19 protein-coding genes and 1 pseudogene are annotated in these 22,536 nt (G+C 66.0%); 11 read left to right on the forward strand and 9 right to left on the reverse strand.

From position 1 onward, the window contains the following. Positions 1–9: 9 nt before the first annotated feature. Complete coding sequence (locus tag APT59_RS09375) at positions 10–1,377, reverse strand: LLM class flavin-dependent oxidoreductase (protein WP_059314598.1); 1,368 nt, start codon at positions 1,375–1,377, stop codon at positions 10–12. Positions 1,378–1,646: 269 nt separating this feature from the next. On the opposite strand from APT59_RS09375, the gene APT59_RS09380 reads away from it, so the two are divergent. The 7 genes and pseudogenes from APT59_RS09380 to APT59_RS09410 all read left to right on the forward strand — a co-directional run bounded on the left by APT59_RS09380 (position 1,647) and on the right by APT59_RS09410 (position 8,444). Next, entirely contained in the window at positions 1,647–2,609 is a 963-nt protein-coding gene (locus APT59_RS09380) for an aliphatic sulfonate ABC transporter substrate-binding protein (RefSeq protein ID WP_059316859.1), read from the forward strand. A 497-nt stretch (positions 2,610–3,106) separates the two neighbouring features. Then, positions 3,107–4,476 (forward strand): annotated as a pseudogene (locus APT59_RS09385) (NAD-dependent succinate-semialdehyde dehydrogenase). Positions 4,477–4,491: 15 nt separating this feature from the next. Continuing rightward, positions 4,492–4,905, forward strand: a complete 414-nt coding sequence (locus tag APT59_RS09390) for a cupin domain-containing protein (RefSeq protein WP_059314599.1) — start codon at positions 4,492–4,494, stop codon at positions 4,903–4,905. A 15-nt stretch (positions 4,906–4,920) separates the two neighbouring features. Next, the gene (locus tag APT59_RS09395; protein WP_059314600.1) at positions 4,921–5,106 is read left to right on the forward strand and encodes a tautomerase family protein; all 186 of its coding nucleotides are present in this window, start codon (positions 4,921–4,923) and stop codon (positions 5,104–5,106) included. Positions 5,107–5,261: 155 nt separating this feature from the next. Beyond that, on the forward strand, positions 5,262–6,305 hold the full coding sequence (locus APT59_RS09400; RefSeq protein ID WP_059314601.1) for a lactonase family protein: 1,044 nt from the start codon (positions 5,262–5,264) through the stop codon (positions 6,303–6,305). 69 nt (positions 6,306–6,374) lie between these two features. Next, entirely contained in the window at positions 6,375–7,691 is a 1,317-nt protein-coding gene (locus APT59_RS09405) for an MFS transporter (protein ID WP_059314602.1), read from the forward strand. 18 nt (positions 7,692–7,709) lie between these two features. Then, positions 7,710–8,444 carry a transporter substrate-binding domain-containing protein gene (locus APT59_RS09410; RefSeq protein ID WP_059314603.1) on the forward strand — a complete coding sequence of 245 codons (735 nt, stop codon included), beginning with the start codon at positions 7,710–7,712 and terminating at the stop codon, positions 8,442–8,444. Between the two features lie 90 nt (positions 8,445–8,534). Here APT59_RS09410 and APT59_RS09415 read toward each other — a convergent pair whose 3' ends face one another. From APT59_RS09415 to acnA, 8 genes are all read right to left on the reverse strand, one after another. Then, the gene (locus tag APT59_RS09415; RefSeq protein ID WP_059314604.1) at positions 8,535–9,596 is read right to left on the reverse strand and encodes an AbrB family transcriptional regulator; all 1,062 of its coding nucleotides are present in this window, start codon (positions 9,594–9,596) and stop codon (positions 8,535–8,537) included. Positions 9,597–9,625: 29 nt separating this feature from the next. Further along, positions 9,626–10,522, reverse strand: coding sequence for a LysR family transcriptional regulator (locus APT59_RS09420; protein WP_059314605.1), 897 nt, complete (start codon positions 10,520–10,522; stop codon positions 9,626–9,628). Positions 10,523–10,540: 18 nt separating this feature from the next. Next, positions 10,541–11,812 carry a 3-oxo-tetronate kinase gene (gene otnK / locus APT59_RS09425; RefSeq protein ID WP_059314606.1) on the reverse strand — a complete coding sequence of 424 codons (1,272 nt, stop codon included), beginning with the start codon at positions 11,810–11,812 and terminating at the stop codon, positions 10,541–10,543. A 67-nt stretch (positions 11,813–11,879) separates the two neighbouring features. Continuing rightward, positions 11,880–12,950: an isocitrate/isopropylmalate dehydrogenase family protein gene (locus tag APT59_RS09430; RefSeq protein WP_059314607.1), complete on the reverse strand. Its 1,071-nt coding sequence runs from the start codon at positions 12,948–12,950 to the stop codon at positions 11,880–11,882. Positions 12,951–13,175: 225 nt separating this feature from the next. Further along, positions 13,176–14,096, reverse strand: a complete 921-nt coding sequence (locus tag APT59_RS09435; protein ID WP_059314608.1) for a GntR family transcriptional regulator — start codon at positions 14,094–14,096, stop codon at positions 13,176–13,178. Positions 14,097–14,236: 140 nt separating this feature from the next. Next, entirely contained in the window at positions 14,237–15,574 is a 1,338-nt protein-coding gene (locus APT59_RS09440) for a CitMHS family transporter (protein ID WP_059314609.1), read from the reverse strand. Between the two features lie 69 nt (positions 15,575–15,643). Continuing rightward, positions 15,644–16,387 (reverse strand): acetoacetyl-CoA reductase, encoded by a 744-nt coding sequence (gene phbB / locus APT59_RS09445; protein WP_059314610.1) that lies wholly within the window; start codon positions 16,385–16,387, stop codon positions 15,644–15,646. A gap of 159 nt (positions 16,388–16,546) precedes the next feature. After that, positions 16,547–19,231 carry an aconitate hydratase AcnA gene (gene acnA, locus APT59_RS09450; protein WP_059314611.1) on the reverse strand — a complete coding sequence of 895 codons (2,685 nt, stop codon included), beginning with the start codon at positions 19,229–19,231 and terminating at the stop codon, positions 16,547–16,549. A 230-nt stretch (positions 19,232–19,461) separates the two neighbouring features. Between acnA and APT59_RS09455 the strand changes: the two genes are divergently transcribed. The 4 genes from APT59_RS09455 (at position 19,462) to APT59_RS09470 (ending at position 22,520) form a co-directional block, all read left to right on the forward strand. Next, positions 19,462–20,145, forward strand: coding sequence for a TerC family protein (locus tag APT59_RS09455; protein WP_059314612.1), 684 nt, complete (start codon positions 19,462–19,464; stop codon positions 20,143–20,145). A 30-nt stretch (positions 20,146–20,175) separates the two neighbouring features. After that, positions 20,176–20,649 carry a ribonuclease E activity regulator RraA gene (rraA, locus tag APT59_RS09460; protein WP_059314613.1) on the forward strand — a complete coding sequence of 158 codons (474 nt, stop codon included), beginning with the start codon at positions 20,176–20,178 and terminating at the stop codon, positions 20,647–20,649. A gap of 57 nt (positions 20,650–20,706) precedes the next feature. Next, complete coding sequence (locus APT59_RS09465) at positions 20,707–21,372, forward strand: aspartate/glutamate racemase family protein (RefSeq protein WP_059314614.1); 666 nt, start codon at positions 20,707–20,709, stop codon at positions 21,370–21,372. Between the two features lie 140 nt (positions 21,373–21,512). Beyond that, positions 21,513–22,520 carry an ABC transporter substrate-binding protein gene (locus APT59_RS09470; protein WP_059314615.1) on the forward strand — a complete coding sequence of 336 codons (1,008 nt, stop codon included), beginning with the start codon at positions 21,513–21,515 and terminating at the stop codon, positions 22,518–22,520. The last annotated feature ends 16 nt before the right edge of the window (positions 22,521–22,536 follow it).

Raw genomic sequence — 22,536 nt, forward strand, 5'->3', positions numbered from 1 at the left:
CTTGAGCGTTCAGTCCTGACGGAAGCGGGTGCCGAAGTGCCGGGCATCGAGGCGATCACCGCGCCCGAACAGCTTGTGTCTGAAGCTGCCCTCGGCGTAGGCGGTCTTGTAGCGACCCCGGCTCTGCAGCTCCGGGATCACCAGGTCGATGAAGTCGCCGTAGCACTCGGGGGTGACGGTGCGGGCGAGGTTGAAGCCGTCCAGCCCGGTCTCGTCGGTCCACCCGAGCAGGGCATCCGCTACCTGCCGAGGATCACCGACCAGGGTGGTGTAGCGTCCGCCTAGGGCGTGCTGCTCCAGCAGCTTGCGACGGGTCCAGCCGGCATCCTTGGCCACCAGGCGCTTGAGCGCCGATTCGATGGCCTCGGTCCGTTGCGGGCGGATGGGTTCGTCGAGGCCATAGGCGGCCAGGTCGATGCCCACCGAGGCCGCATGGTGGGCGACCCCGGCCTCGGCGCTGGCATGGTTCAGGTACTCGGCGTGCTTGTCCCGTGCCTCGGCGGCGGTAGGGGCGACGATCACCGTGAGGCCCATGAACAGTTTGACGTCCGCGGCATCGCGGCCCGCCGCGACTGCCGCGCCGCGCACTCGCTCGACCTGGGCGCGGGTGGCGGCCTGGTCCTGCCCTGAAATGAAGACGCACTCGGCATGGCGTCCGGCAAAGGCCAGACCGCGATCCGAGGAGCCGGCCTGGAACAGCACCGGGGTGCGTTGCCGCGAGGGCTCGCAGAGGTGATAGCCCTCGACGTCGAAGAATTCGCCGTGGTGCACGACCTTGCGCACCCGCTCGGGACGGGCATAGATCCGCTGGACGCGGTCACGGACCACGGCGTCGTCGGCCCAGCTGCCTTCGAGCAGCTTGTAGAGCACTTCCAGGTATTCGTCCGCCTGGTCGTAGCGGCGGTCGTGGGCGATCTGGCGCGCCAGGCCCATGGCCCGGGCGGCGCTGTCCAGGTAGCCGGTGACGATGTTCCAGCCGACGCGGCCTTCGCTCAGGTGATCCAGGGTCGAAAGGCGGCGGGCGAAGGGGTAGGGCGGCTCATAGGTGAGATTGGCGGTCAGACCGAACCCCAGGTGCCGGGTGCTGGCGGCCATGGCCGAGACCAGCAGGAAGGGATCGTTGACCGGCAGCTGGATGGATTCGCGCAGGGTCAGGTCGACGTTGCCGCCATAGACGTCGTAGACGCCCAGGATGTCGGCGATGAACAGGCCATCAAACAGCCCACGTTCCAGCAGCTGGGCCAGCTCGGTCCAGTAGCCCAGCGTGTGGTAGGTGCTGGAGGTGTCGCGCGGATGGGTCCACAAGCCATGATTGATGTGGCCCACGGTGTTCATGTTAAAGGCGTTGAGCAGTATCTGCTTGGCAGGGGCAGTCATGGAGCGGGCGCCCCTGCGGGGAAAAGAGTCCGGAGCTCAGCCATGGGATCCTCGGGTTCAAGGCGAAAGGAGAGATCCGGTGGTCCGGTGGTTATACGTTAGCTTCAAGATATACAGGGCTTTAAATAGCCTTTCGGAATAACGTTAAGGCCTTCGCGAGCATAGCGCGCTTCTCTAACCAAATTCCAAATCGGTATTAAGCTGACCTTTGCTTATTCCTTATCGTGGCCGCCATCTATTCACCGCCCGCTGAGGAATTCATGGCCGCTATCCGCTTTCCGTTCAGCGCAGGTCTCCGCCGGGGACTGCTCGCCCTGGGTCTGCTGGGACTCGCCTGCGCCGCCCAGGCCGAGACCAGCCTGCGCATCGGCTACCAGAAATCCTCCACCCTGCTGGTGCTGCTCAAGGAGCAGGGCACCCTGCAACGCGACCTGGCGGCCCAGGGCATCACGCTCAGCTGGCACGAATTCTCCAGCGGTCTGCCGCTGCTGGAAGCGCTCAATGTCGGCAACGTGGATCTCTCAGCCGACGTCGCCGACACCGTGCCGGTGTTCGCCCAGGCGGCGGGTGCCAAACTCACCTATTTCGCCCGGGAAACGCCATCGCCCCAGGCCCAGGCCATCCTGGTACCGGAGGGCTCGCCGCTGCAGAGCCTCGCCGATCTCAAGGGTAAGCGCATCGCCGTGACCAAGGCCGCTGGTAGTCACTACCTGCTGATCGCCGCCCTGCAGAAGGCCGGCCTGAGCTTCGCCGACATCCAGCCGGCCTATCTCACCCCGGCGGACGGTCGTGCCGCCCTGGAGAACGGCAAGGTAGACGCCTGGGTGACCTGGGAGCCCTTCGTCGCCAGCGCCCAGCGCCAGCAGCACGTTCGTATCCTCGCCTCGGGCGAGGGCCTGGCCAGCTACCAGCGCTACTACCTGGCCGCCACGCCCTATGCCCAGGCCCATCCCGAGGTGCTGGCCCTGATCTTCGCCGAATTGCGGCGTACCGGCCAGTGGGTGAAGCAACACCCCGCCGCGGCGGCACGCATCCTCGGTCCGCAGTGGGGCCGCCTGGACGAAGCCACCGTCGAGCTGGCCAACAGCCGCCGCACCTACGCTGTCCAGCCGGTCAGCCGCGCGGCCCTGGACGAGCAGCAGCGCATCGCCGACGCCTTCCATGCCGCCACGCTGCTGCCTGCCCCCGTGGACGCCGGCGCAGTGGACCTGTGGTGCCCTACCGTGCTCTGACCGAAGGCTAGCTGATCAGGTTGTCATGCGGTACGACGCCACGCTACGCCACGCCGTGTGACTTGCCCTGCTAAGCCAGGCGCTCCATCCAAGGAACTTCACCCGAACCACGCCCAGGTGCGCCCGCCCGCCTGGCGCCGGGTGGTGAGCGCTTGCGCGTCCGGCAAGGCTTCACCGTCGCCTTACCCCATTCCGCCACGGCCTGCGCGGAGCTGCGACGACTCACGGCGCTGGGCTCGCGCCTGGAGGAGCGGGGCCACGAGTCGAATTGCTGTTCCGATTCATTCGCCGTCCCGTAGAAACCCGGTACCTCTTCCACCAAGGTTTGCTGCCGCTTGCTCGGTTAATCACATTGGTATAACGTAATAACAAAGTACCAATGAGTGATGGGAGTGACGCGGTTTTTTGGCGTGTGCCAGACAGTACAGTGACTGCACTGTTCAGAAGTCGCACCTATCATTGTCTTTCGTTAAAATAAAAAACAAATGGAGTCGCTCATGATTGAAGTCGTCAACCCCGCTACCGGGACCGCCATCGCGACCTACTACACCCATACCCGGGCACAGGTCGAAGAGCGCCTGGTCCAGGCCGCTGTGGCGCAGCGGCAGTGGGCGGAGTGTCCCCTGACCGAGCGCTGTGCGGCCCTCGTCCGCCTGGCAGCCGTCTTGCGGGCCGGTCGCGACACCTATGCCCGGCTCATCGTCAGCGAGATGGGCAAGCCCCTGATGGAGGCCGAGGCGGAAATCGAGAAGTCCGCGCTCACCTGCGAGTTCTATGCCGAGCAGGCACCGTGCTTTCTCGGCGATACCCCCGTGGCGAGCGCCGCAGCTGATAGCCGGGTGGTCTACGATCCGCTCGGCGTAGTGCTCGCGGTGATGCCCTGGAATTACCCCTTCTGGCAGTTCATCCGCTTCGCCGCGCCAGCTCTGGCGGCCGGCAATGGTGCCATCCTCAAGCACGCCAGCAATGTCCCGGGCTGCGCGCTGGCGTTGGAGCAGGCGTTCGCCAAGGCCGACCTGCCCTTGGGCCTGGTGGCCACGCTGCTGATCGAGGGGAGGGAGGTGGCAGGAGTGCTGGCGGATCCGCGCATCGCCGCCGTTACCCTGACCGGTTCCACCGCGGTCGGCCAGCAGGTGGCCAGCCAGGCCGGCTCCCTGATGAAAAAGCAGGTGCTGGAACTGGGCGGCTCGGACCCCTTCATCGTGCTGGCCGATGCCGACGTGGCCCTGGCCGCACAGACCGCGGTCAAGGCGCGCTTTGGCAACGCCGGTCAGAGCTGCATTTCCGCCAAGCGTTTCATCGTCGTCGACGCGGTGGCTGACGCCTTCACCGAGGCCTTCGCGACAGCGGCCGCGGCCCTGCGGCTGGGCGATCCGTTGGATCGTGCCACCCAGATCGGTCCGCTGGCCCGCGCCAGTCTGCGCGAGGACCTGCAGCGCCAGGTGACGCTCAGCCTCGTCGAGGGGCGCGGCTGGTGCTGGGCGGCACGCCGCTCCCCGGGCCGGGTTTCTTCTATCCGCCCACCGTGCTCGACCGGGTGACCCCGGAGATGACCGTGGCCCGCGAAGAGACCTTCGGGCCGGTGGCCGCGATCATCCGGGTAGCGGACGAAGACGAGGCGATCCGCGTCGCCAATGCCAGCGAGTTCGGTCTGGGTGCGGCCCTCTGGACCCGCGATCTGGCGCGGGCCCAGCGCCTCGCCCGGCGTATCGAGGCGGGCGCGGTGTTCATCAATGCGCTGGTGGCTTCCGATCCACGGGTGCCCTTCGGTGGCATCAAGCAGTCCGGCTATGGCCGAGAGCTGGGCGAATGGGGCATCCGCGAATTCACCAACGTCAAGACCGTCTGGCAGGGCGCCCAGTCCTGACCCAAGGAGACTTTCATGATCAAGACCGATTCCGCCGCCTGGCTGCTCAAGCCCGAGACCATCGCCAAGCACGACCGCGGCGGTGGCGCCGCCACCATGCCGCTGGTGACCGCGGGCCTGGGGGCGCGCAATTTCATCAACGGCTACACCGAATTCCAGGGTGGAGCGCAGATTCCCTTCCATTACCACAATTGCGAAGAGAGCGTGATGCTGGTGGAGGGCCGGGCGATCTTCGATATAGACGGCCAGGAGTTCACCGTCGCGCCTCAGGACGTGACCTACATTCCGGCTGGCGTGCCTCATCGCTTTCGCAATGCCTCGGCCACCGAGCCCATGAAGATTCTCTGGATCTATGGCTCTGCTGAGGCCACACGCACCCTGGTGGAAACGGGCGAAACGCGCCCGATCGCCGCCGAACACCGTACCTAGTTCCAGGAGCTACTCATGCCGGAAGTCGTCGTTCATGCGGTCAAGGGCCGCAGTGCCGAACAGAAGAAACTGCTGATGAAACGCATCACCGAGGCGGTGGTGGATAGCTTCGGCGTACCCGCTGACCGGGTAGTGGTACAGATCGTCGAGGCCGAGCCGGAAGACAAGGCCCGCGGCGGCGTGCCTTACAGCGAGCGCTGAGACGGGCGCTGGCGAGCGTTCGCCAGGCGCGAACGCCTCGTTGGCCAAAGGTCAATTTTCGCTGGGGAGCAGGTTGCCTAAGGTGACGCAAGCGGGTCGGACGGTCGCCTTGGCGCGGACGTCGGACCCTTCCAGTCGGTGCCAGGAGAGCCCCTATGTACGCCTATGTCGGCAGCCGAACCACCCGTGCCCGCCAGGCCCGCGGGGAGGGCATCAGCGTTTACCGGGTCACGCCCGCAGGCGCGCTGGAACTCGTCCAGGTGGTCGGTGACCTGATCAATCCGTCCTACCTGACCCTCAATCGGGCGGGTGACCGTCTCTATACGGTGCATGGCGACGAGCAGGCGGTCAGCGCCTTCGCCGTCGACCGCCAGACCGGGCATCTGGCCTTCCTCAATCGGCAGGACACCGGCGGCCGCAATCCGGTCCACCTGGCACTGGCCCCGGATGATCGCCATCTGGTGGTGAGCAATCACCTTGGCCGCAGTCTCGCCGTTCTACCGGTATCGGCGGATGGCCGCCTGGAGCCTCTGGTCCAGCTGCTGGAGTTGCAGGGCGAACCCGGGCCGCACCGCCAGGAACAGCCCCATGCCAAGCCGCACTGCAATCCTTTCGACCCCAGTGGCCGCTTCGTACTGGTGCCGGACAAGGGGCTGGACCGGATCTTCAGCTTCGCCTTTCACGACGGACGCCTGGTGCCGGTAGCCGAGGTGGCGACCCGCGAAGGCGCGGGGCCGCGGCATCTGGTCTGCCATCCGCACCTGCCGCGGGCCTATGTGGTCAACGAGCTGGATTCGACCCTCACCTCCTATGCCTTTGCTGCCCGCTCCGGTGTCCTCGAGCCCCTGGCCATCCACTCGACGCTGCCGGCCAGCTTCACCGGCAACAGCCGCGCGGCGGCCATCGAACTGGATCGCAGCGGGCGTCTGCTCTACACCACCAATCGCGGCCACGACAGCCTGATGGTCTTCACGCTGGATCCCCAGAGCGGGCTGCCAACGCCGCTCGGCAGCCTGGCGAGCGGTGGCCGCACGCCACGCGCCTTCGCCCTGGCGCCGGATGGCCGCCAGCTATTCGCCCTCAACGAAGACAGCGACAGCATCGTCACCTTCCTGGTCGACGAGACCCGCGGAATCCTCGAAGCCACCGGCACGGCGGTGCGCTGCGGCAGCCCGGTGTGCCTGGTCTTCAGCCCCTGAAGGCCACTGCTCCGCCGCGTCCTACAACAACAAGATCGGCCGCCTCGTCGGCGGCCCTGTGAGGCCACCATGAATACCATCCCCGCGACCCGGGAGCAGGCCATCATCCGCAAGGTGACCTGGCGCATTATTCCCTTCGTGTTCCTGCTCTACATCGTCTCCTATCTGGATCGCGCCAACATCGGCTACGCGGCGTTGCAGATGATCGCCGAGCTGGCCCTGTCCAGCGAAGTCTTCGGCTTCGTTTCGGGCATCTTCTTCATCGGCTACTTCCTGTTCGAGGTGCCGAGCAACCTCCTGCTCGATCGCTTTGGCGCGCGGGTGTGGATCGCGCGCATCCTGGTCACCTGGGGGGTGATCGCCGCGGCCACGGCCTTCGCCCAGACCGCGATGCACCTCTATATTCTGCGCTTTCTGCTGGGGGTGGCCGAGGCGGGTTTCTTTCCCGGAATCATCGTCTATCTGACCTACTGGTTTCGCTCACGCGAACTGGCCACCACGGTGGCACTCTTCACCGCGGCGATCCCGGTGTCCTACGTCATCGGCGCGCCGCTCTCGACCTGGATCATGGACAACGTCCATTGGTTGGGCTGGAGTGGTTGGCGCTGGATGCTGTTTCTCGAAGGCATCCCGGCGGTGTTCCTCGGTGTGCTGTGCTATCTCTATCTCACCGATCGGCCCGAACAGGCACGCTGGCTGGCAGATGAAGAAAAGGTCTGGCTGCTCGCCGAGCTGGAGCGTGATCGGCAGGCGCGCAAGGACGTCAGGCATTTCGGCGCGCTCAAGGCCATGAGCAATCCCAAGGTGCTCTACCTGGCCTTCATCTACTTCGTCTACCAGTGCGGCAGCCTGGGTGTAGGTTACTGGATGCCGCAGATCATCAAGGGCTTCTCCTCCGCGCTGAGCCATACCCAGATCGGTCTGATCGCCACCATTCCCTATATCGTCGCCACCCTGGTGATGATCGCCTGGTCGCGACGTTCAGATCGCCACGGCGAACGGCGTCTGCACTCGGCCTTACCGCTGGCGGTCGCGGCGGTGGCGCTGGTAGGGGCCGGACTGGTGCGCGATCCTTACCTGGCGATCGGCTTGATCAGCCTGGCGCTGGCCGGTCTGTACAGCTTCAAGTCGCCGTTCTGGGCGCTGCCGACGCTGTTTCTCAGCCGCTCCACGGCCGCGGTATCCATCGCCGTGATCAATTCCATTGGCAACCTGGGCGGCTTTGTCGGACCCTTCATGATCGGCATGGTGAAGGGCAATACCCAGAGCGCCTCGGCGGGCCTGCTGTTTCTCAGTGCGCTGCTGGCGATCGCCTTCGTCATGACCCTGCTGATCCGTCTCGACCGTGGCGACGACAATACCCGCGCCGCTGCGGCCACCACCTGACCTCCAAGGAGTTCTCCCATGACCCCCAGCTCAGCGGTACTCGCGGACCTCGCCCCCCAGGGCGCGCTACGGACGGCGATCAACTACGGCAATCCGGTGCTGGCGCAGCGCGGCGCCGATGGCCAGCCGGCCGGGGTCTCCGCGGCCCTGGCCCGCGCCCTGGCCGAGCGCCTGGGCATGCCCGTACAGTTCAGCACCTACGACGCCGCCGGCAAGGTCTTCGCCGCCCTCGAAGAAGACGCCTGGGACCTGGCCTTCCTGGCCATCGAACCGGTACGGGCGGCGCAGATCGACTTCAGCCATCCCTACGTCATCATCGAGGGCACCTATCTGCTGCGGGACGCCGATCCCGCCCAGGGCGTCGCCGAGCTGGACCGGGCCGGCCGCCGTATCGCCGTGGGGCAGGGAGCCGCCTACGACCTCTATCTGAGCCGTACCCTGATGCAGGCCGAGCTGGTGCGGGCGCCGACCTCCGCGGCCGCCGTGGACTGGTTCGTCGACCAGGGCCTGGACGCCGCTGCCGGCGTGCGCCAACCGCTGGAGGCCTATGCCCGGGCTCACGCCGGCTACCGGGTGCTGGCCGACAGCTTCACCGAAATCCGTCAGGCCATGGCCGTGCCAAAGGGGCGCAGCGCTGGTGCGGCCTTCGTCCGGGATTTTCTCGACGAGCAGATCCGCAACGGCTTCGTCGCCCGCGAGCTGGCCGCCAGCGGTCAGTCCGAGGCACGAGTGGGACCGGCACTGGGCAGCTGACAGCATCTGGACCGGGCTGCGGGCAAAGACCGCAGCCCTCTCCTTGGCGCTCGCCACCCGTCCGGCAGCGCTACGCCGTCGCAGCCGGCGCTATGGCGATTCCCTGGTCACCGGCTCGGCCGAGCGTGCGCACCAGCGCCGATACAGCGGCTCTGCCACTGCCATCACCACCACCAGACGCAGGATCTGCATGGCGGTAACGGTGCCCACGCCCAGCCCCAGGGCCTCCGCCGTCAGGTACATCTCGGTGGTGCTGCCCGGCGTCATGCCCAGGCCCAGCGTGGTGAAGGGCAGGGCGAATACCTGGGCCAGCAGCCAGGCGATCAGGAAGGTGGCGGCCAGGCAGAGCAGGGTGTAGAGGGTTGCCAGCAGCAGAAAGCGCGGCGAGCGGCGAAAGAAGGCGCGGTCGAAGTGGCACCCCAGGGTGACGCCGATGAGCACCTGGGCCAGATGGCTCAGCGTCGGCGGCAGGCTGGTGACCAGGCCGCTGGAGGCAGTGACCAGGCAGCACAGGGCCAGGGGGCCGAACATCCAGGGATTGGGCCAGCCGCGGCGCTTCCAGGCCAGGGCCGCCACCAGGCCCGCCGCCAGCAGCGGTGCCAGCCAGCGCCAGTCCGGCGGTGGTGGGACATGGGCGGCCTGGGCGATACCCGGCACGCCCCAGAGCATGGCGGGCGGCACCACCAGCACGATGATCACCAGCCGCAGGGTATGGGCGGCGGCGACCTTGGGGGCATCGGCGCCATGGCGTTCGGCCAGATTGATCATCTCGGCGAAGTTGGCTGGCATGAAGGCGAAAAACGCCGTCTTGCGTTCCGTGCCCAGGCGCTGCACGGCGGTGATACCCACCAGCGCCAGCAGTAGCGTGGCAACCGCTGCCAAGGCGATCAGCGGCAGGTGCCTGACGACCTCGGTCAGTACCGCCGGGGTGAAGTGCAGACCAATGGCCGTGGCGATCAGCCATTGGCCCGCGGGGCGGCCGTGGGGAATGGCGGTGATGCGCCAGCCCAGGCAGCGGCAGAGGGTCACGGCGATCAGGGCGCCGGTGATCCAGGGCAACGGCCAGTGCACCAGGCTGGCGAGCCAGCCGCCGAGCAAGCCGACGAAGGGGGTGGGCCACCAGGGGCAAGGGGCGAAGCGGGAAGTCGACATGGCGTTGTACAGGGATCCGGTTGCAGGGTTCAGGAGCGCAGATGACCGACAAAGGCCTTGGCTACCGGTGACAGCGCGCTATAGCGCCGCACCACTACGACGATGGCGCGGCTGGCCCAGGCTTCGTCCAGTTCCAGGGCCACCAGTTTCATCGGCTTGAGATAGGGCCGCACGATGGACTCGGGCAGTACGCACAGGCCCAGGCGAATCGCCGCCAGCCGGCACATGGCCTCGAAGCTGCTGATGCGCACGCGTTGACGGATGCCGCGCTGGAGCAGCGCTGCCTGGCGCGAGAGCAGGGCGTTCATCGAGCTTTCCACGTGGGGGCCGATGAATTCGTGGTCCAGGGTCTCGGCGAAGCTTACCCGGTCACGCCCGGCCAGGGGGTGATCCGCAGCGGCGATCACCACCAGTCGCTCGCGGCGATAGGCGAAGGTCTCCAGGTCCAGGGCGGCGGTATCGGCCGCGACGATGCCCACGTCCGCCCGGCCTTCCGCCACCGCCTGGACGATGCTGCCGCCCACCCGCTCCTCGATGTCGAAATCGACCCGCGGATAGAGGCCCATGAAGCTGGCGAGATCGGGGGTCAGGTGGTTGGTCAGCGCCGAGGTGATGGCTTGCAGGCGGATATGGCCGGTGGCGCCGCTGCCGTGCTCGTTGAGCTCCAGCTGCATGAGTCGCAGATCGCCATGCACCCGCTCCACATAATGCAGCATGGTCTCGCCGGCCGGGGTGAGTCCCATACCACGGGCGTGCCGAATGAACAGTGGCACCCCGACCTGGTCTTCCAGTTCGCTGATTCTCTTGCTCACGGCGGAGACGGCCAGATGGCAGAGCCGCGCGGCGCGGGTGACGTTGCGCTCCTGTGCCACCGCCCGGAAGACGTTCAGGCTGACCAGGTCGTAGCGTGGCGCAGAGCCGCTCATGAGCGATCCTTGCAAGGGTCAGGGGGCGACGGCCAGGGCCCGTTCGAAGAAGTCCGGCGTGCCGAAATTGCCGGATTTGAGCGCCAGGGCGATGTCCCCCCGGGCGCCGCTGCCCAGCGTCCAGGGTACGCCCGGGGCGATGGGCGCACCGATACGCAGACTGTCAATGGCAAGCGCCTTGACCACTGCGCCCGAGGTCTCACCGCCGGCCACTACCAGCCGGGTCACACCGCATTCGTGCAGGCCCTGGGCGATGCGGGCCAGGGCGTCTTCCACCAACTGGCCGGCGCGCTCCACGCCCAGCTGTGCCTGGGCCCTGCGCACCTCCGCGGGATCAGCGCTGCCATAGAGGAGTACTGGCTCGGAAGGCAGCCGCGCTGCGGCCCACTCCAGGGCAGCGCTGACCTGATCCTCGCCTGCGGCCAGGGCCAGCGGATCGAGGCGGAAGCCAGGCCGGTGCTCTAGCCAGAGGGCCACCTGGCCACGGGTCGCGGTGGAACAGCTGCCCGACAACACGGCAGCCAGACCAGGCGCAGCCGGCAGGGCTGACGCTTCGGCATGGGCGGCCAGCAGGCCACGGCGACGGAAGTTGGCCGGCAGCCCCAGAGCCACGCCGGAACCGCCGGTGACGAGAGGATGATCCGCCACGGCTGCGCCTATGGCATGCAGGTCGGCGTTGTCGATAGCGTCGACGATGGCATGGCGGACGCCCTGCGTCTGGAGGTCGGCCAGAGCCGTGGCAATGGCTGCGCTGCCCTGGCGCACCTGGGGCAGGCGCACCAGGCCCACGGAATGGGACGTCTGCGCCTGCAGCACCCGCACCAGGTTGCTGTCGGTCATGGGCGTCAGCGGATGGTGGCGCATGCCCGACTCGGCCAGGGGCTGGTCGCCGACGAACAGCTGGCCGAGGTAGAGGGTCCGACCGTTTTCGGGGAAGGCGGGGCAGGCGATGCTCAGGCGAGCACCGAGGGCCTCGGCCAGGGCATCGGCGACCGGTCCGATGTTGCCGGCCGCGGTGGAATCGAAGGTGGAACAATACTTGAAGAAGAATTGCCGACATCCCAGCTCGCGCAGATAGGCCAGGGCTGCCAGGGACTGGGCGACCGCTTCGGCGGCGGGCAGGGTGCGGGTCTTGAGGGCGACCACCACGGCATCGGCGTCGCTGGGCAGCGGACGGTCCGGCACGCCCAGTACCTGAACGGTGCGCATGCCCTGGGCCACCAGGGTACTGGCGAGGTCGGTACCGCCGGTGAAGTCGTCGGCGATGCAGCCCAGGAGCGGCGTGGCCATGGTGATTCTCCTTGTTATTGTTAGGAATGACCGGGGCGCGCACGCCCCGGGAGACGCAGGTATGGCCTTAGCCGCGCAGGATCTGGGCCACCGCCTGGCCGAAGGCGGCGCAGCCCAGGCTGCCGCCCAGGTCGGCCGTCCGCTTGGCCGGATCTTCCAGCACCTTGTCCACCGCCTGGTCGATCGCCGCGGCCGCTTCCTGCAGCTTGGCGTTGCCGCGGTGCTCGCCCATCCAGTGCAGCATCATGCCGATGGACAGGATCATCGACACCGGATTGGCCTTGTCCTGGCCGGCGATGTCCGGTGCCGAGCCGTGCTGGGCCTGGGCGCAGCAGTGGATGTTGCTGGCCATGATCGAGCCGGCCAGGCCCAGGCTGCCGGAGAGTTCGCTGGCCAGGTCGCTGATGATGTCGCCATAGAAGTTGGTGGCCACCAGCACGTCGAAGCGCTCGGGATTGCGCACCAGGTGCGCGGTGGAGGCGTCCACCAGCAGGTCGTCCAGCTGCACCTCGGGGAATTCCTTGGCCACGTTACGCACGCATTCCAGGAACAGGCCGTCGGTCATGTGGAAGCTGTTGGCCTTGTGGATGGCGGTGACCTTGCGGCGGCGCTTCATGGCCAGCTCGAAGGCCTGGCGGGCGATGCGCTCACTGCAGTGGCGGGTGATCTTGCGGGTTGACAACGCCATGTCTGGAGAGGGCATCACCTCGCCCCAACCGCGGCTCATGTTGCGATCCGGATAGAAGCCTTCGGTGGCCTCGCGCATGATCACCAGGTCCATGCTCTTGCCTTCCTTCATGTTGGAGGCGAGGAACGGGCGGGTGCGTGCCGGGCGCACGTTGGCATAGAGATCGAGGCCGATGCGAAAACCGGCGGAGACGTTGCGACCGCCTTTCTCCGGTGCCGGGTAGTCGGCGTGGGACTGGGTGCCGAGGATCACGCCATCGTAGGTCTTGGCCTTTTCCAGGGTCTCGTCGCGCAGGGTAATGCCGTGCTTCTCCAGACTGGTGAAGCCGACGTCGTCGTAATCGAAGGCCAATCCCAGGCCGAACTTCTCGTTGGCGACGTCCAGCACGGACATCGACGCCTGGATGATTTCGGGACCGATACCGTCGCAGGGCAGGACCAGAATACGCATTGTTTTCTCCTTGTAGATTCTGCAGTGAAGTCGGCCTGGCGGGTGAGCAGGAAGGAGTCACGGCATCGCCAGAACGCTTTGTACTTTATGGCATCTAAAAACAATTCGTGCAACGGGTAGCGGACAAAAAAGCGCGCCTTGTCGCTCGTCGCGACCGTGCGGTTCGGTACCCGAGGCGGGCCCGGGCAAGCGAAGGATGAAAGGGGAGTAGCGCGGGAGCGCGGATCAGGCCGGCTGCTTTTCCGCGTCTTCTTCGGCGGCTTCCAGCTGGCGGTCCTGGGCGGCCTTGAGGCGGCTGACCACGTCCAGGTGCTGGTGCAGGAAGACTGCTGCCTCTTCGCGGCTGCCGCCTTCGAGCAGGTCGAGAATGTGCAGGTGCTCCTGGCTCTGGCCGATCTGCCGCGAGCGCTCGACGTTCGATCTGTAGGCCATGAAGCGGCGCAACTGATTCTGTCGGCGGATGGCTTCGAGCAGGAAGACGTTGCCCGAGCAGCGCACCAGCAATTCGTGGAAGCTGGAGCCGATCTCGAACAACTGCGCGCGAGACAGGGTGAACAGCTCACCGTCCAGCAGCCGCTGCTGCCACTGGCGGGCCTGGGCGAAGGCCCGCTTGTCGATGCGATAGCCCGGTTCGCGCAGGGCGAAGGGCTCGATGGCCATGCGGAAGCGATAGCTTTGGATATGGGCTTCGCTGTCATGCAGGAAGGTATTGATCTCCCACCCCTGGCCAGGGCGGCGTTCGATCATGGCCTCGCTGGCCAGGCGGTTGAGCACCTTGAGCAACTGGCCGCGGGGAATCTGGTAGCGACGCAGCAACTCGGCCTCGAAGAAGCTGTTGCGGATGTCCCCGCGCAGCATGTCGTCCACCACCCGCAGATAGAGCTCCTCGTAGGGATCGTCCTCGCTGGGCAGGGCCGCCTGCTCGATGGTGCTGGCATTACGGGTCAGGAAGAAGCCGCGATTGGGCTCCTTGCGCGCCAGGCCCAGTTCTTCGAGAAGGGCAAAACCGCGGCGCACCGGTGAGCGGGAAACGCCCAGTTCCTTGGCGAAGGCCTCTTCACGCAACGGATCACCGGCTTTCATCGAGCGGGCACGGGCAAGATCGATGATGCGCGGGGCGAGTTGTTCGGCGAGGTCTTTTTTCATCGGGATTCTTCTGGACAACGGATACCGGGTGGTGCGTGCCGGGCAGGACGGCTGGCCGGGTCTGGCGGATAGCCCGACGTTACCATAACCGCGGCTACCCGGAGCGGACGACGGCGCGGAAGGCGCCGTCGCCGAGGCCATCAGGTCGCCGAGTACAGTGGGAACAGGCCCAGTACCATGGAGACGGCCATAAGCAGGAAGCTCAGGGCGAACGCCCATTTCATGGTGTAGCGCTGGTGATCGCTGAACTCTACCCCGGCCAGGCCCACCAGCAGGTAGGTGGACGCTACCAGCGGACTGAGCAGGTGCACCGGCTGGCCGATGAGCGAGGCCCGGCCGATCTCCGCCGCGCCTATGCCGTAGGCCTCGGCGGCATGGGCCAGCACTGGCAGCACGCCGTAGTAGAAGGCGTCGTTGGACATGAAGAAGGTGCCGGGGATGCTCAGCAGCGCGGTGATGGGCGCCAGGTAGTTGCCCCAGCTCTCCGGCAAGGCCCAGAGCAGCGAACCGGACATCGCCTTGACCATGCCGGTCCCGGACAGGATGCCGGCGAAGATACCGGCGGCGATGAAGATCGAGATCTGCGTCAGGGCTGCGGGCGCATGGGCCGAGATGCGGCGGCGCTGTTCGTCCATCTGCCGGTAGTTGATGGTCAGCGCGATGCAGAAGGCGACCATGAACAGGATCGGCAGCGGCAGCAGTTCGATCACGAGGCAGGTCATCAGTGCCAAGGTGAGCAGGGCATTGAACCAGAACAGCTTGGGCCGGCGCAGCTCGGCGTTCTCATCGCTCAAGGTCAGCAGATCACCCATGTCTTCGTCCATGCCCGTCGCGCGTAACGGGTTGCTGCCTGGCGCCACCAGCAGGCCCAGGCGGCGCCGCTCCTGCAACCCCAGCCAGAAGGCCAGCGCCAATACCCCGATGAAGCTGACGATCATCGGCGGGATCAGCGGAATGAACAGCTGACTGGTTTCCACCTGCAGCGCCGCGGCGATCCGCGCCATGGGACCGCTCCAGGGCAGCAGGTTGGTAACGCTGGCAGCGAGGATGACCACGCAGGGCAGGATCAGTGGATTCAGCCGCAGTCGGCGGAACAGCGGCAGCATGGCGGTCAGGGTGATCATGTAGGTGGTGGAACCGTCACCGTCCAGCGACACCATGCCGGCCAGCAGCGTGGCGAAGAGCACGGCCTTCGCGGGATCGCCTTTGATCAGCTTGATGAAGGTGCGGATGATGGGATCGAACAGCCCGGTGTCGAACATCAGGCCGAAGTAGAGGATGGCAAACATCACCATGATGGCAGTGGGCGCGACCTTGCGCAGACCATCGATCATCATCGGGCCCATTTCGGGAGCGAAGCCGCCGATGATGGCGAAGACGATGGGGATGATGGTCAGGGCCACCAGCGGTGGCAGACGCTTGGTCATGATCAGCGCCATGAAGGTCACGATCATTCCAAAGCCAAGTAGAGAGAGCATCTGTATCTCCTGATTCCAAAATACAACTTTTGTTGTGGTTGTCGTTGTGGTCTGGTGACGGAGCGGCGATCAGCTCATGTGCAGCCCGCCGTTGAGGGAGAAGTCCGCGCCAGTGGCGAAGGCCGATTCGTCCGAGGCCAGCCAGGAACAGATCGAGGCGATCTCTTCCGGGGTACCCAGGCGGCGCATGGGGATCTCGTGAACGATGCGATCCATGAGTTCAGTACGGGTCAGGGCCTTGAGTCGTGGCGTGGCGATGTAGCCGGGCGAGACGGTGTTGACGGTGACCCCACGCGCTGCCAGTTCCCTGGCCAGCGCCCGGGTGAAGCCACGGATCGCAGACTTGGCGGTGGAGTAGTTGACCTGGCCGACCTGGCCAAGCTGGGCGTTGACCGAGGAAATGTTGATGATCCGGCCCCAGCCGCGGGACGTCATGCCGTCGATCACCTGGCGGGTGACGTTGAACAGCGAATTGAGATTGGTATCGATGACGGTCTGCCAGTCGCCCGGCTGCATGTCGCGGAACACCACGTTGCAGGCGGTACCGGCATTGTTGACCAGCACATCGACCGGACCGACCTCGTCGCGAATCTTGGCGAAGGCGGCGCGGGTGGATTCCCAGTCAGCAACGTTCCCTTCGGCCGCGATGAAATCGAAGCCCAGCTTGCGTTGCTGTGCGAGCCAGTCGGTCTTGAGCGATGAGTCCGGGCCGCAGCCGGCGATGACGGTGAAGCCGTCCCGGGCCAGGCGTTGACAGACGGCGGTACCCAGACCGCCCATTCCGGCTGTGACGAAGGCGATGCGCTTGCTCATGTGTTGCTCTCCTGTTGTCGTTCTTGTCGGGCGTGAGCCGTGTTGGAAGCAAGGTACGTCGAACGTTATTGTCCTGTAAACACACAAGATACAATATTGCGGCTAGGATGCTGCTTCTGTGGCGTGGAAGCAGCATGGATCCAGTGGGTCAGCTAGGCGTCAGGCCGGCGCCTCACTCAGTGCCTTGCGGATGACGTAGGGCAGGATTCCGCCCTGGCGCAGGTAGAGAATCTCCTGGCTGGAATCCAATGGCAGTTCCAGAACGATGCTGTCCTGCCGGCCATCCGGGCGGGTGATGCTCAGGGTGATGGGATTAATACCCACCTGCAGTTCGTCGAGGCCGACGAAATCAAGGCGTTCTTCGGCGCTCAGGGCCAGCGCTTCGACGGTCAGGCCGGCCGGGAAACGGACCGGGAAGATGCCCATTCCGATCAGGTTGCTGCGGTGGATGCGCTCGAAGCTCTGCGCCACCACCAGCCGAACCCCCAGGGTGGCCTGGGCCTTGGCCGCCCAGTCGCGACTGGAGCCGGCGCCATAGTTGATGCCGGCGAACACCACCAGCGGCGTGCCTTGGCGGACCCAGCTGAGGGCGGCGTCGTACACCGGCAATACCTCGCCGTCGGCTGCCCGCGCCCAGCCGCCCTGGCCCGGATGCGCCGGCAGCAGGCGATTCTTCACCGCGCGGTTGACGAAGGCACCGCGCATCATCACCTCGTGATTGCTGCGCCGGGTGGAGTACTGGTTGAGGTCTTCCGGCAACTCGCCGTGGGCCACCAGCCACTGGCCGGCGGGGCTGTCCAGGGGAATAGCGCTGGCGGGCGAAATATGGTCGGTGGTGATGTTGTCGCCCAGCACCATCAGGGCCCGGGCACCGCGCACGGCCAGCGATGTTGGCGGCTCCGGTGCGATACCTTCCAGATAGACCGGACGCCGCAGGTAGGTCGAGCTGGGCGACCAGGGAAAGCGTACGCTACCCTCGGCCGACAGCGCCTGCCAGTGATGGGTCCCATCCCAGAGAGTGGCGTTGCGCTGGCGGAACAGCTCCGGGCGCACTGTCTCGCGGACCAGCGCCTGGACCTCGTCGTCGTCCGGCATCAGGTCGCGCAGGTGGACCGGCTGACCGGCCTGATCCAGCCCCAGCACGGCCTGTTCGAGATCGACGTCGATACTGCCCGCCAGGGCGTAGGCGACCACCAGGGCCGGTGAGGCGAGGTAACCGAACTGCGCCTTGGGATTGACCCGCCCCTCGAAGTTGCGGTTACCGGACAGCACCACCACTGTCTTCAGGCCCCGGTCGGCGAAGGCCTCCATGTGGGATTCGAACTTGCCCGAGTTGCCGATGCAAGTCATGCAGCCGAAACCGGCCAGGTCGAAACCGAGGGCCGCGAAGTCGCTCAGCAGATCGGCATCGCGCAGGTAGTCCGCTACCACCCGGGAGCCAGGGGAGAGCGAGGTCTTCACCCAGGGCTTGCGGGTGAGGCCACGTTCGCGCGCCCTTCGCGCCAGGAGACCTGCCTGGATCATCTGGCTCGGGTTGGCAGTGTTGGTGCAGCTGGTGATGGCGGCGATGGAAATGGCGCCATGGGTCAGCGGCTGGCCGAAGCTCGGCTCGAAGTAGTCCGCCGCCGGGGTGGAACGCGCGATCAGACCGACGTCCGCATCGACTGGCACCTCAGCCCGAAAGGAGTCTGCGGCTCTGGCCAGGGGCTGCCACTGGTGCGGCTGGTGCGGACCGGCCACGCTGGGCTCGATACTCGCGAGGTCCAGGTGGATGACCTCTGTGAACTGGGGTTCAGGGTCGTCGTCGTGACGCCAGAGGGTCTGGGCCTCCAGATAAGCGGCGACGCGCTCACGCAGCTCCGGCGTGCGGCCGGTGAGCTCGAGGTACTCCATGGTCACCGTATCGAAGGGGAAGAACACCACGGTCGCCCCGTATTCCGGTGCCATGTTGGACAGGGTGCCGCGTACGGCCCAACTCAGGCCCGACAGGCCCGGTCCGCAGAACTCGACGAACTTGCCTACCACGCCGCGCTGACGCAGCAACTGGGTGACTTTCAAGGAAAGGTCAGTGGCGGTCACCCCCGGACGCAGCGCGTTGGTCACGCGGATACCGATGACCTCGGGAAAGCTAATCGGTACCGGTTCGCCCAGCATGGCCGCCTGGCCTTCCAGACCGCCCACGCCCCAACCGAGGATGCCGATGGCGTTGATCATCGGCGTATGGCTGTCGGTAGCGACCATATCGTCCGGGTGCAGCAGTGGCTGGCCGTCGCTGGTCTCGCTTTCCCAGACCACGGTGCCGAGTGACTCCATGTTGACCTGGTGGATGATGCCGGTGCCCGGTGGGACCACCTTGAAGTTGTCCAAACTCTTCTGCGCCCATTTGATGAACTGGTAACGCTCGGTGTTGCGGCGATAGTCGATGTCCAGATTGGCTTCCACCGCGTCCGGCTCGGCGAAGCGTTCGACGATCACCGAGTGGTCGATGGTGAGCACCGCCGGGATGCGTGGATTCATCCGACTCGGATCACCGCCCAGTTCGGCCACCATGTCGCGCATGCCGGCGAAGTCGGCCAGGGCGGGCAGGCAGGTGGTGTCGTGGAACATCAGGCGGTTGGGTAGGAAGGGCGCTTCACACGGCGGGCCTTCACCACGGGCGCGCGCCAGCACTGGCGGTAGCGCCTCGGGAAAGCAGCGGGCGACGTTTTCCACCAGTAGGCGCAAGGAGTACGGCAGGCGCGCCAGGGTGTTGGCGTCGAACAGACGCTTGAGGTCGACATAGGCGTAATGCCGGTCGCCGAGGGTGAGCTGGCCGGCGTGGGCGGAATCCAGGGCAAACTTCATGGGCTATCCGGTCTGATTGGGGAAGGAAGGGACAGGGGCATCCTAGGAGGGCTCGTCAGCCACCGAAATTGGTATCTGGCCAAGGCAGCGTTCTCCGTACACGAACGCAAGGTCTCAGGGCTTGGCAAATATTGTGCTGTGTTGATATAAAAGACAATATTAGCGACCTGAAATCATTGCGGCCCTCTGCTGCCCAAGGGACGTCAGCCCCTAAATAGACGAGGTCCACCTTGCTTACCACCCTGTCCGATCCGATCTTTCTGACCAGCCTGCTCCAGATCGTCATCATCGATATCCTGCTCGGCGGCGACAATGCCGTAGTGATCGCCCTGGCCTGTCGCCGCCTGCCCGAGGCGCAACGACGCAAGGCCATCCTCGGCGGGGTCGCTGGCGCCGTGGTGCTACGTATCCTGCTGCTGTTCGTCGCCAGCTACGTGCTGGGCTGGCCGCTGCTCAAGGTGGTGGGCGGCGTGCTGCTGCTGTGGATCGGCATCAAGCTGCTAGTGCCCGAGGACGACGAGGCCGACGTCAAGGCCGGTACCAGCCTGGGCCAGGCCATCTGGATCATCATGGTGGCCGATGTGGTGATGAGTCTGGACAACGTCATCGCCGTGGCCGGCGCTGCCCAGGGCCATCTGGGCCTGGCCGTCACCGGCGTGCTCATCAGCATCCCCATCATCATCTTCGGTAGCCAGATCATCCTGCGCCTGATGGAGCGCTTCCGCTGGTTGGTCATGGCCGGGGCAGCCCTGCTTGGCTGGATCGCCGGCAAGCTGATCGCCAGTGACGAACTCCTGCAGGGTTGGCTCGGTACCGCCGACATGCACTGGGTTCCCTATGCGGCCGGCGTTCTCGGCGTCCTCATCGTGCTCGTGACTGGTCAGCTGCTGGCACGGCGAACAGTACCGGCCTGATCGATCTTTCGACCACCAAGGAGCACCACCATGACCTTCAAGACCACCGACCTCTGTGACGACCATGGCGACCGCGCGCGCGTCCTGCAGCCGATCTTCCAGGACCTGGGCGGCCGCCAGGACTTCGCCGGGCCGGCGCTGACGGTCAGGTGCTTCGAGGACAACTCGCGGATCAAGGAACTGAGTCAGCAAGCGGGCGAGGGCCGTGTGCTGGTGGTGGATGGCGGTGGTAGCGACCGCTGTGCGCTGCTAGGCGACATCATCGCCGAGGACCTGGTTAAGAACGGCTGGGCCGGCGCCCTCATCTACGGCCACGTCCGTGACAAGGCGGTGCTCGCCGGGCTGCCCCTGGCGGTCAAGGCTTTGGGCGTCTCGCCACGAAAGTCGGTCAAACGCGACGAAGGCCAGATCGGCGAGGCGGTGACCTTCGCCGGGCAGACGATCCGTAGCGGCGATCAGCTCTACGCCGATGCCGACGGCGTGATCGTCCTCGACGTCCGCTAGGCGCCTCTGCGGGCTACCAGCCGCCTTTCGGGCGGCCCTTCCAGGAGCGCTATCGCCATGACCACTGCCAAACGCATCTTTCTGATTCACGCCACCCGCATCGCCATCGAACCCATCAACACCGCCTTCGCCCAGGGCTGGCCCGAGGCGCAGCGCTTCGATCTCTGGGACGACTCGCTGTCGAAGGACGCCAGCACCGCCGGGGGTAGCACGCCGGTGCTTGACCAGCGCATCCAGGACCTCGCCGACCATGCCTTTCGCGGCGAGGCCGACGCCGTGCTCTTTACCTGCTCGGCCTTCTCCAGCGCCATCGAAGCGTGCCAGCGCCGCTATCGACGACCGGTCCTCAAGCCCAACGAGGCCATGGTGCAGGAGGCCCTGGCCCAAGGCGGGCGCATTGCCGCCCTGACCACCTTCGGCCCGGCGGGGGCGGCCATCGTCAGCGACTTCGAGGTCGAGGCACAGCGACTCGGCCAGGCCGTGAACATCACGCCGATCCTCTGCGAAGGCGCGCTCGAGGCGCTGCATGGAGGTGACCAGGCCCGCCACGACGCCCTCATCGCCACGACTGCGGCCCGCCTTCGTGGCGATTATGATGTGCTCTGCTTCGCTCAGTTCTCCATGACCGCCGCGCAGGCGGCCAGTGAGATCGCCTGGGCCGGGCCGGTGCTCACCACCCCGGCCAGCGCCGTACGGCGCCTGCGGCAGCTGCTGGAAGGGTAGTGCCGTCGCGGCGGTCGACCTGGACCTTTGCTCATGTGCCGCCGCGCATATGGTTAGACAAATTCTGTCTTTACCAAAAGTTATAACAGCTCATTAGCCTATAACGCTTTCGGGGAGCCAATTGGCACGGAGCGTGGTGGATGAGCAGGGTAGGCAATGGATTCGCGGCGATCCTGGCAGTGGTTGGCGCCCTGGGTTTTGCCGGCCAAGTCGTGGCCGAGGGCAAGATCAGCATCGCCCAGCAATTCGGCATCGGTTATCTGATCCTCGACGTGGTGCGCGACCAGCGGCTGATCGAGAAGCACGGCAAGGCAGCCGGCCTCGACATCCGGGTGGACTGGAACAGCATTTCCGGCGCTACTGCCATGAATGAGGCGCTGCTGGCTGGTTCGCTGGACGTGGTGTCCGCCGGCGTACCGCCGATGCTGACCGTCTGGGATCGCACCCGCGGACGGCAAAACGTCAAGGCCATCGCCGCCCTGGGCGCCATGCCCAACTACCTGTTGAGCAATCGCGCTGAGGTCAGGTCGATAGCGGACCTGACCGATAGGGACCGCATCGCCGTCCCGGCGGCGGGTGTGGGCTTCCAGTCGCGCACCCTGCAGATCGAGACCGCCAAGCTTTTTGGCGACGCCCAGTTCAAGAAATTCGATGCCATCAGTGTGAGTCTGCCGCATCCCGATGCCAGCGCCGCCCTGCTGGCGGGCGGCTCGGAGATCACCACCCATTTCTCCAGTCCGCCGTTCCAGTACCAGGCGCTGGAGAATCCCCGGGTCCATCGCATCCTCAGCAGCTACGACGTCCTCGGCGGTCCGGGCACCTTCAACGTGCTCTACACCACCGAGAAATTCCACGACGAGAATCCCCAGACCTACCGCGCCTTCTATGACGCCTTGGTAGAAGCCGCCACCTTCATCCGCGCCAACAAGGCCGCGGCCGCGGAAGCCTATATCCGCGTTGAGCATTCCAAGCTGCCGCTGGCCCTGGTGCAGCGCATCGTCGAAGACCCGGAGATCGACTTCACCGTCGAGCCCCAGCGGACCTTCGTCTACGCCCAGAAGCTGCACGAGCTGGGCGTGCTGAAACACCAGGCTGCCGCCTGGCAGGACTATTTCTTCCCCGAAGCCCACGAGCGTCCCGGCAGCTGAGCTGGACCACCAAGGA

The sequence above is a fragment of the Pseudomonas oryzihabitans genome, from assembly GCF_001518815.1.
GTDB lineage: Bacteria > Pseudomonadota > Gammaproteobacteria > Pseudomonadales > Pseudomonadaceae > Chryseomonas > Chryseomonas oryzihabitans_E.

Coding starts and splice junctions, on each gene's coding strand:
- APT59_RS09395 (WP_059314600.1), top strand. CDS start 4,921: ATGCCGGAAGTCGTCGTTCATGCGGTCAAGGGCCGCAGTGCCGAACAG.
- APT59_RS09420 (WP_059314605.1), bottom strand. CDS start 10,522: ATGAGCGGCTCTGCGCCACGCTACGACCTGGTCAGCCTGAACGTCTTC.
- APT59_RS09430 (WP_059314607.1), bottom strand. CDS start 12,950: ATGCGTATTCTGGTCCTGCCCTGCGACGGTATCGGTCCCGAAATCATC.
- APT59_RS09470 (WP_059314615.1), top strand. CDS start 21,513: ATGAGCAGGGTAGGCAATGGATTCGCGGCGATCCTGGCAGTGGTTGGC.
- APT59_RS09390 (WP_059314599.1), top strand. CDS start 4,492: ATGATCAAGACCGATTCCGCCGCCTGGCTGCTCAAGCCCGAGACCATC.
- phbB (WP_059314610.1), bottom strand. CDS start 16,387: ATGAGCAAGCGCATCGCCTTCGTCACAGCCGGAATGGGCGGTCTGGGT.
- APT59_RS09375 (WP_059314598.1), bottom strand. CDS start 1,377: ATGACTGCCCCTGCCAAGCAGATACTGCTCAACGCCTTTAACATGAAC.
- otnK (WP_059314606.1), bottom strand. CDS start 11,812: ATGGCCACGCCGCTCCTGGGCTGCATCGCCGACGACTTCACCGGCGGT.
- APT59_RS09415 (WP_059314604.1), bottom strand. CDS start 9,596: ATGTCGACTTCCCGCTTCGCCCCTTGCCCCTGGTGGCCCACCCCCTTC.
- APT59_RS09410 (WP_059314603.1), top strand. CDS start 7,710: ATGACCCCCAGCTCAGCGGTACTCGCGGACCTCGCCCCCCAGGGCGCG.
- rraA (WP_059314613.1), top strand. CDS start 20,176: ATGACCTTCAAGACCACCGACCTCTGTGACGACCATGGCGACCGCGCG.
- APT59_RS09435 (WP_059314608.1), bottom strand. CDS start 14,096: ATGAAAAAAGACCTCGCCGAACAACTCGCCCCGCGCATCATCGATCTT.
- APT59_RS09400 (WP_059314601.1), top strand. CDS start 5,262: ATGTACGCCTATGTCGGCAGCCGAACCACCCGTGCCCGCCAGGCCCGC.
- APT59_RS09440 (WP_059314609.1), bottom strand. CDS start 15,574: ATGCTCTCTCTACTTGGCTTTGGAATGATCGTGACCTTCATGGCGCTG.
- APT59_RS09405 (WP_059314602.1), top strand. CDS start 6,375: ATGAATACCATCCCCGCGACCCGGGAGCAGGCCATCATCCGCAAGGTG.
- acnA (WP_059314611.1), bottom strand. CDS start 19,231: ATGAAGTTTGCCCTGGATTCCGCCCACGCCGGCCAGCTCACCCTCGGC.
- APT59_RS09465 (WP_059314614.1), top strand. CDS start 20,707: ATGACCACTGCCAAACGCATCTTTCTGATTCACGCCACCCGCATCGCC.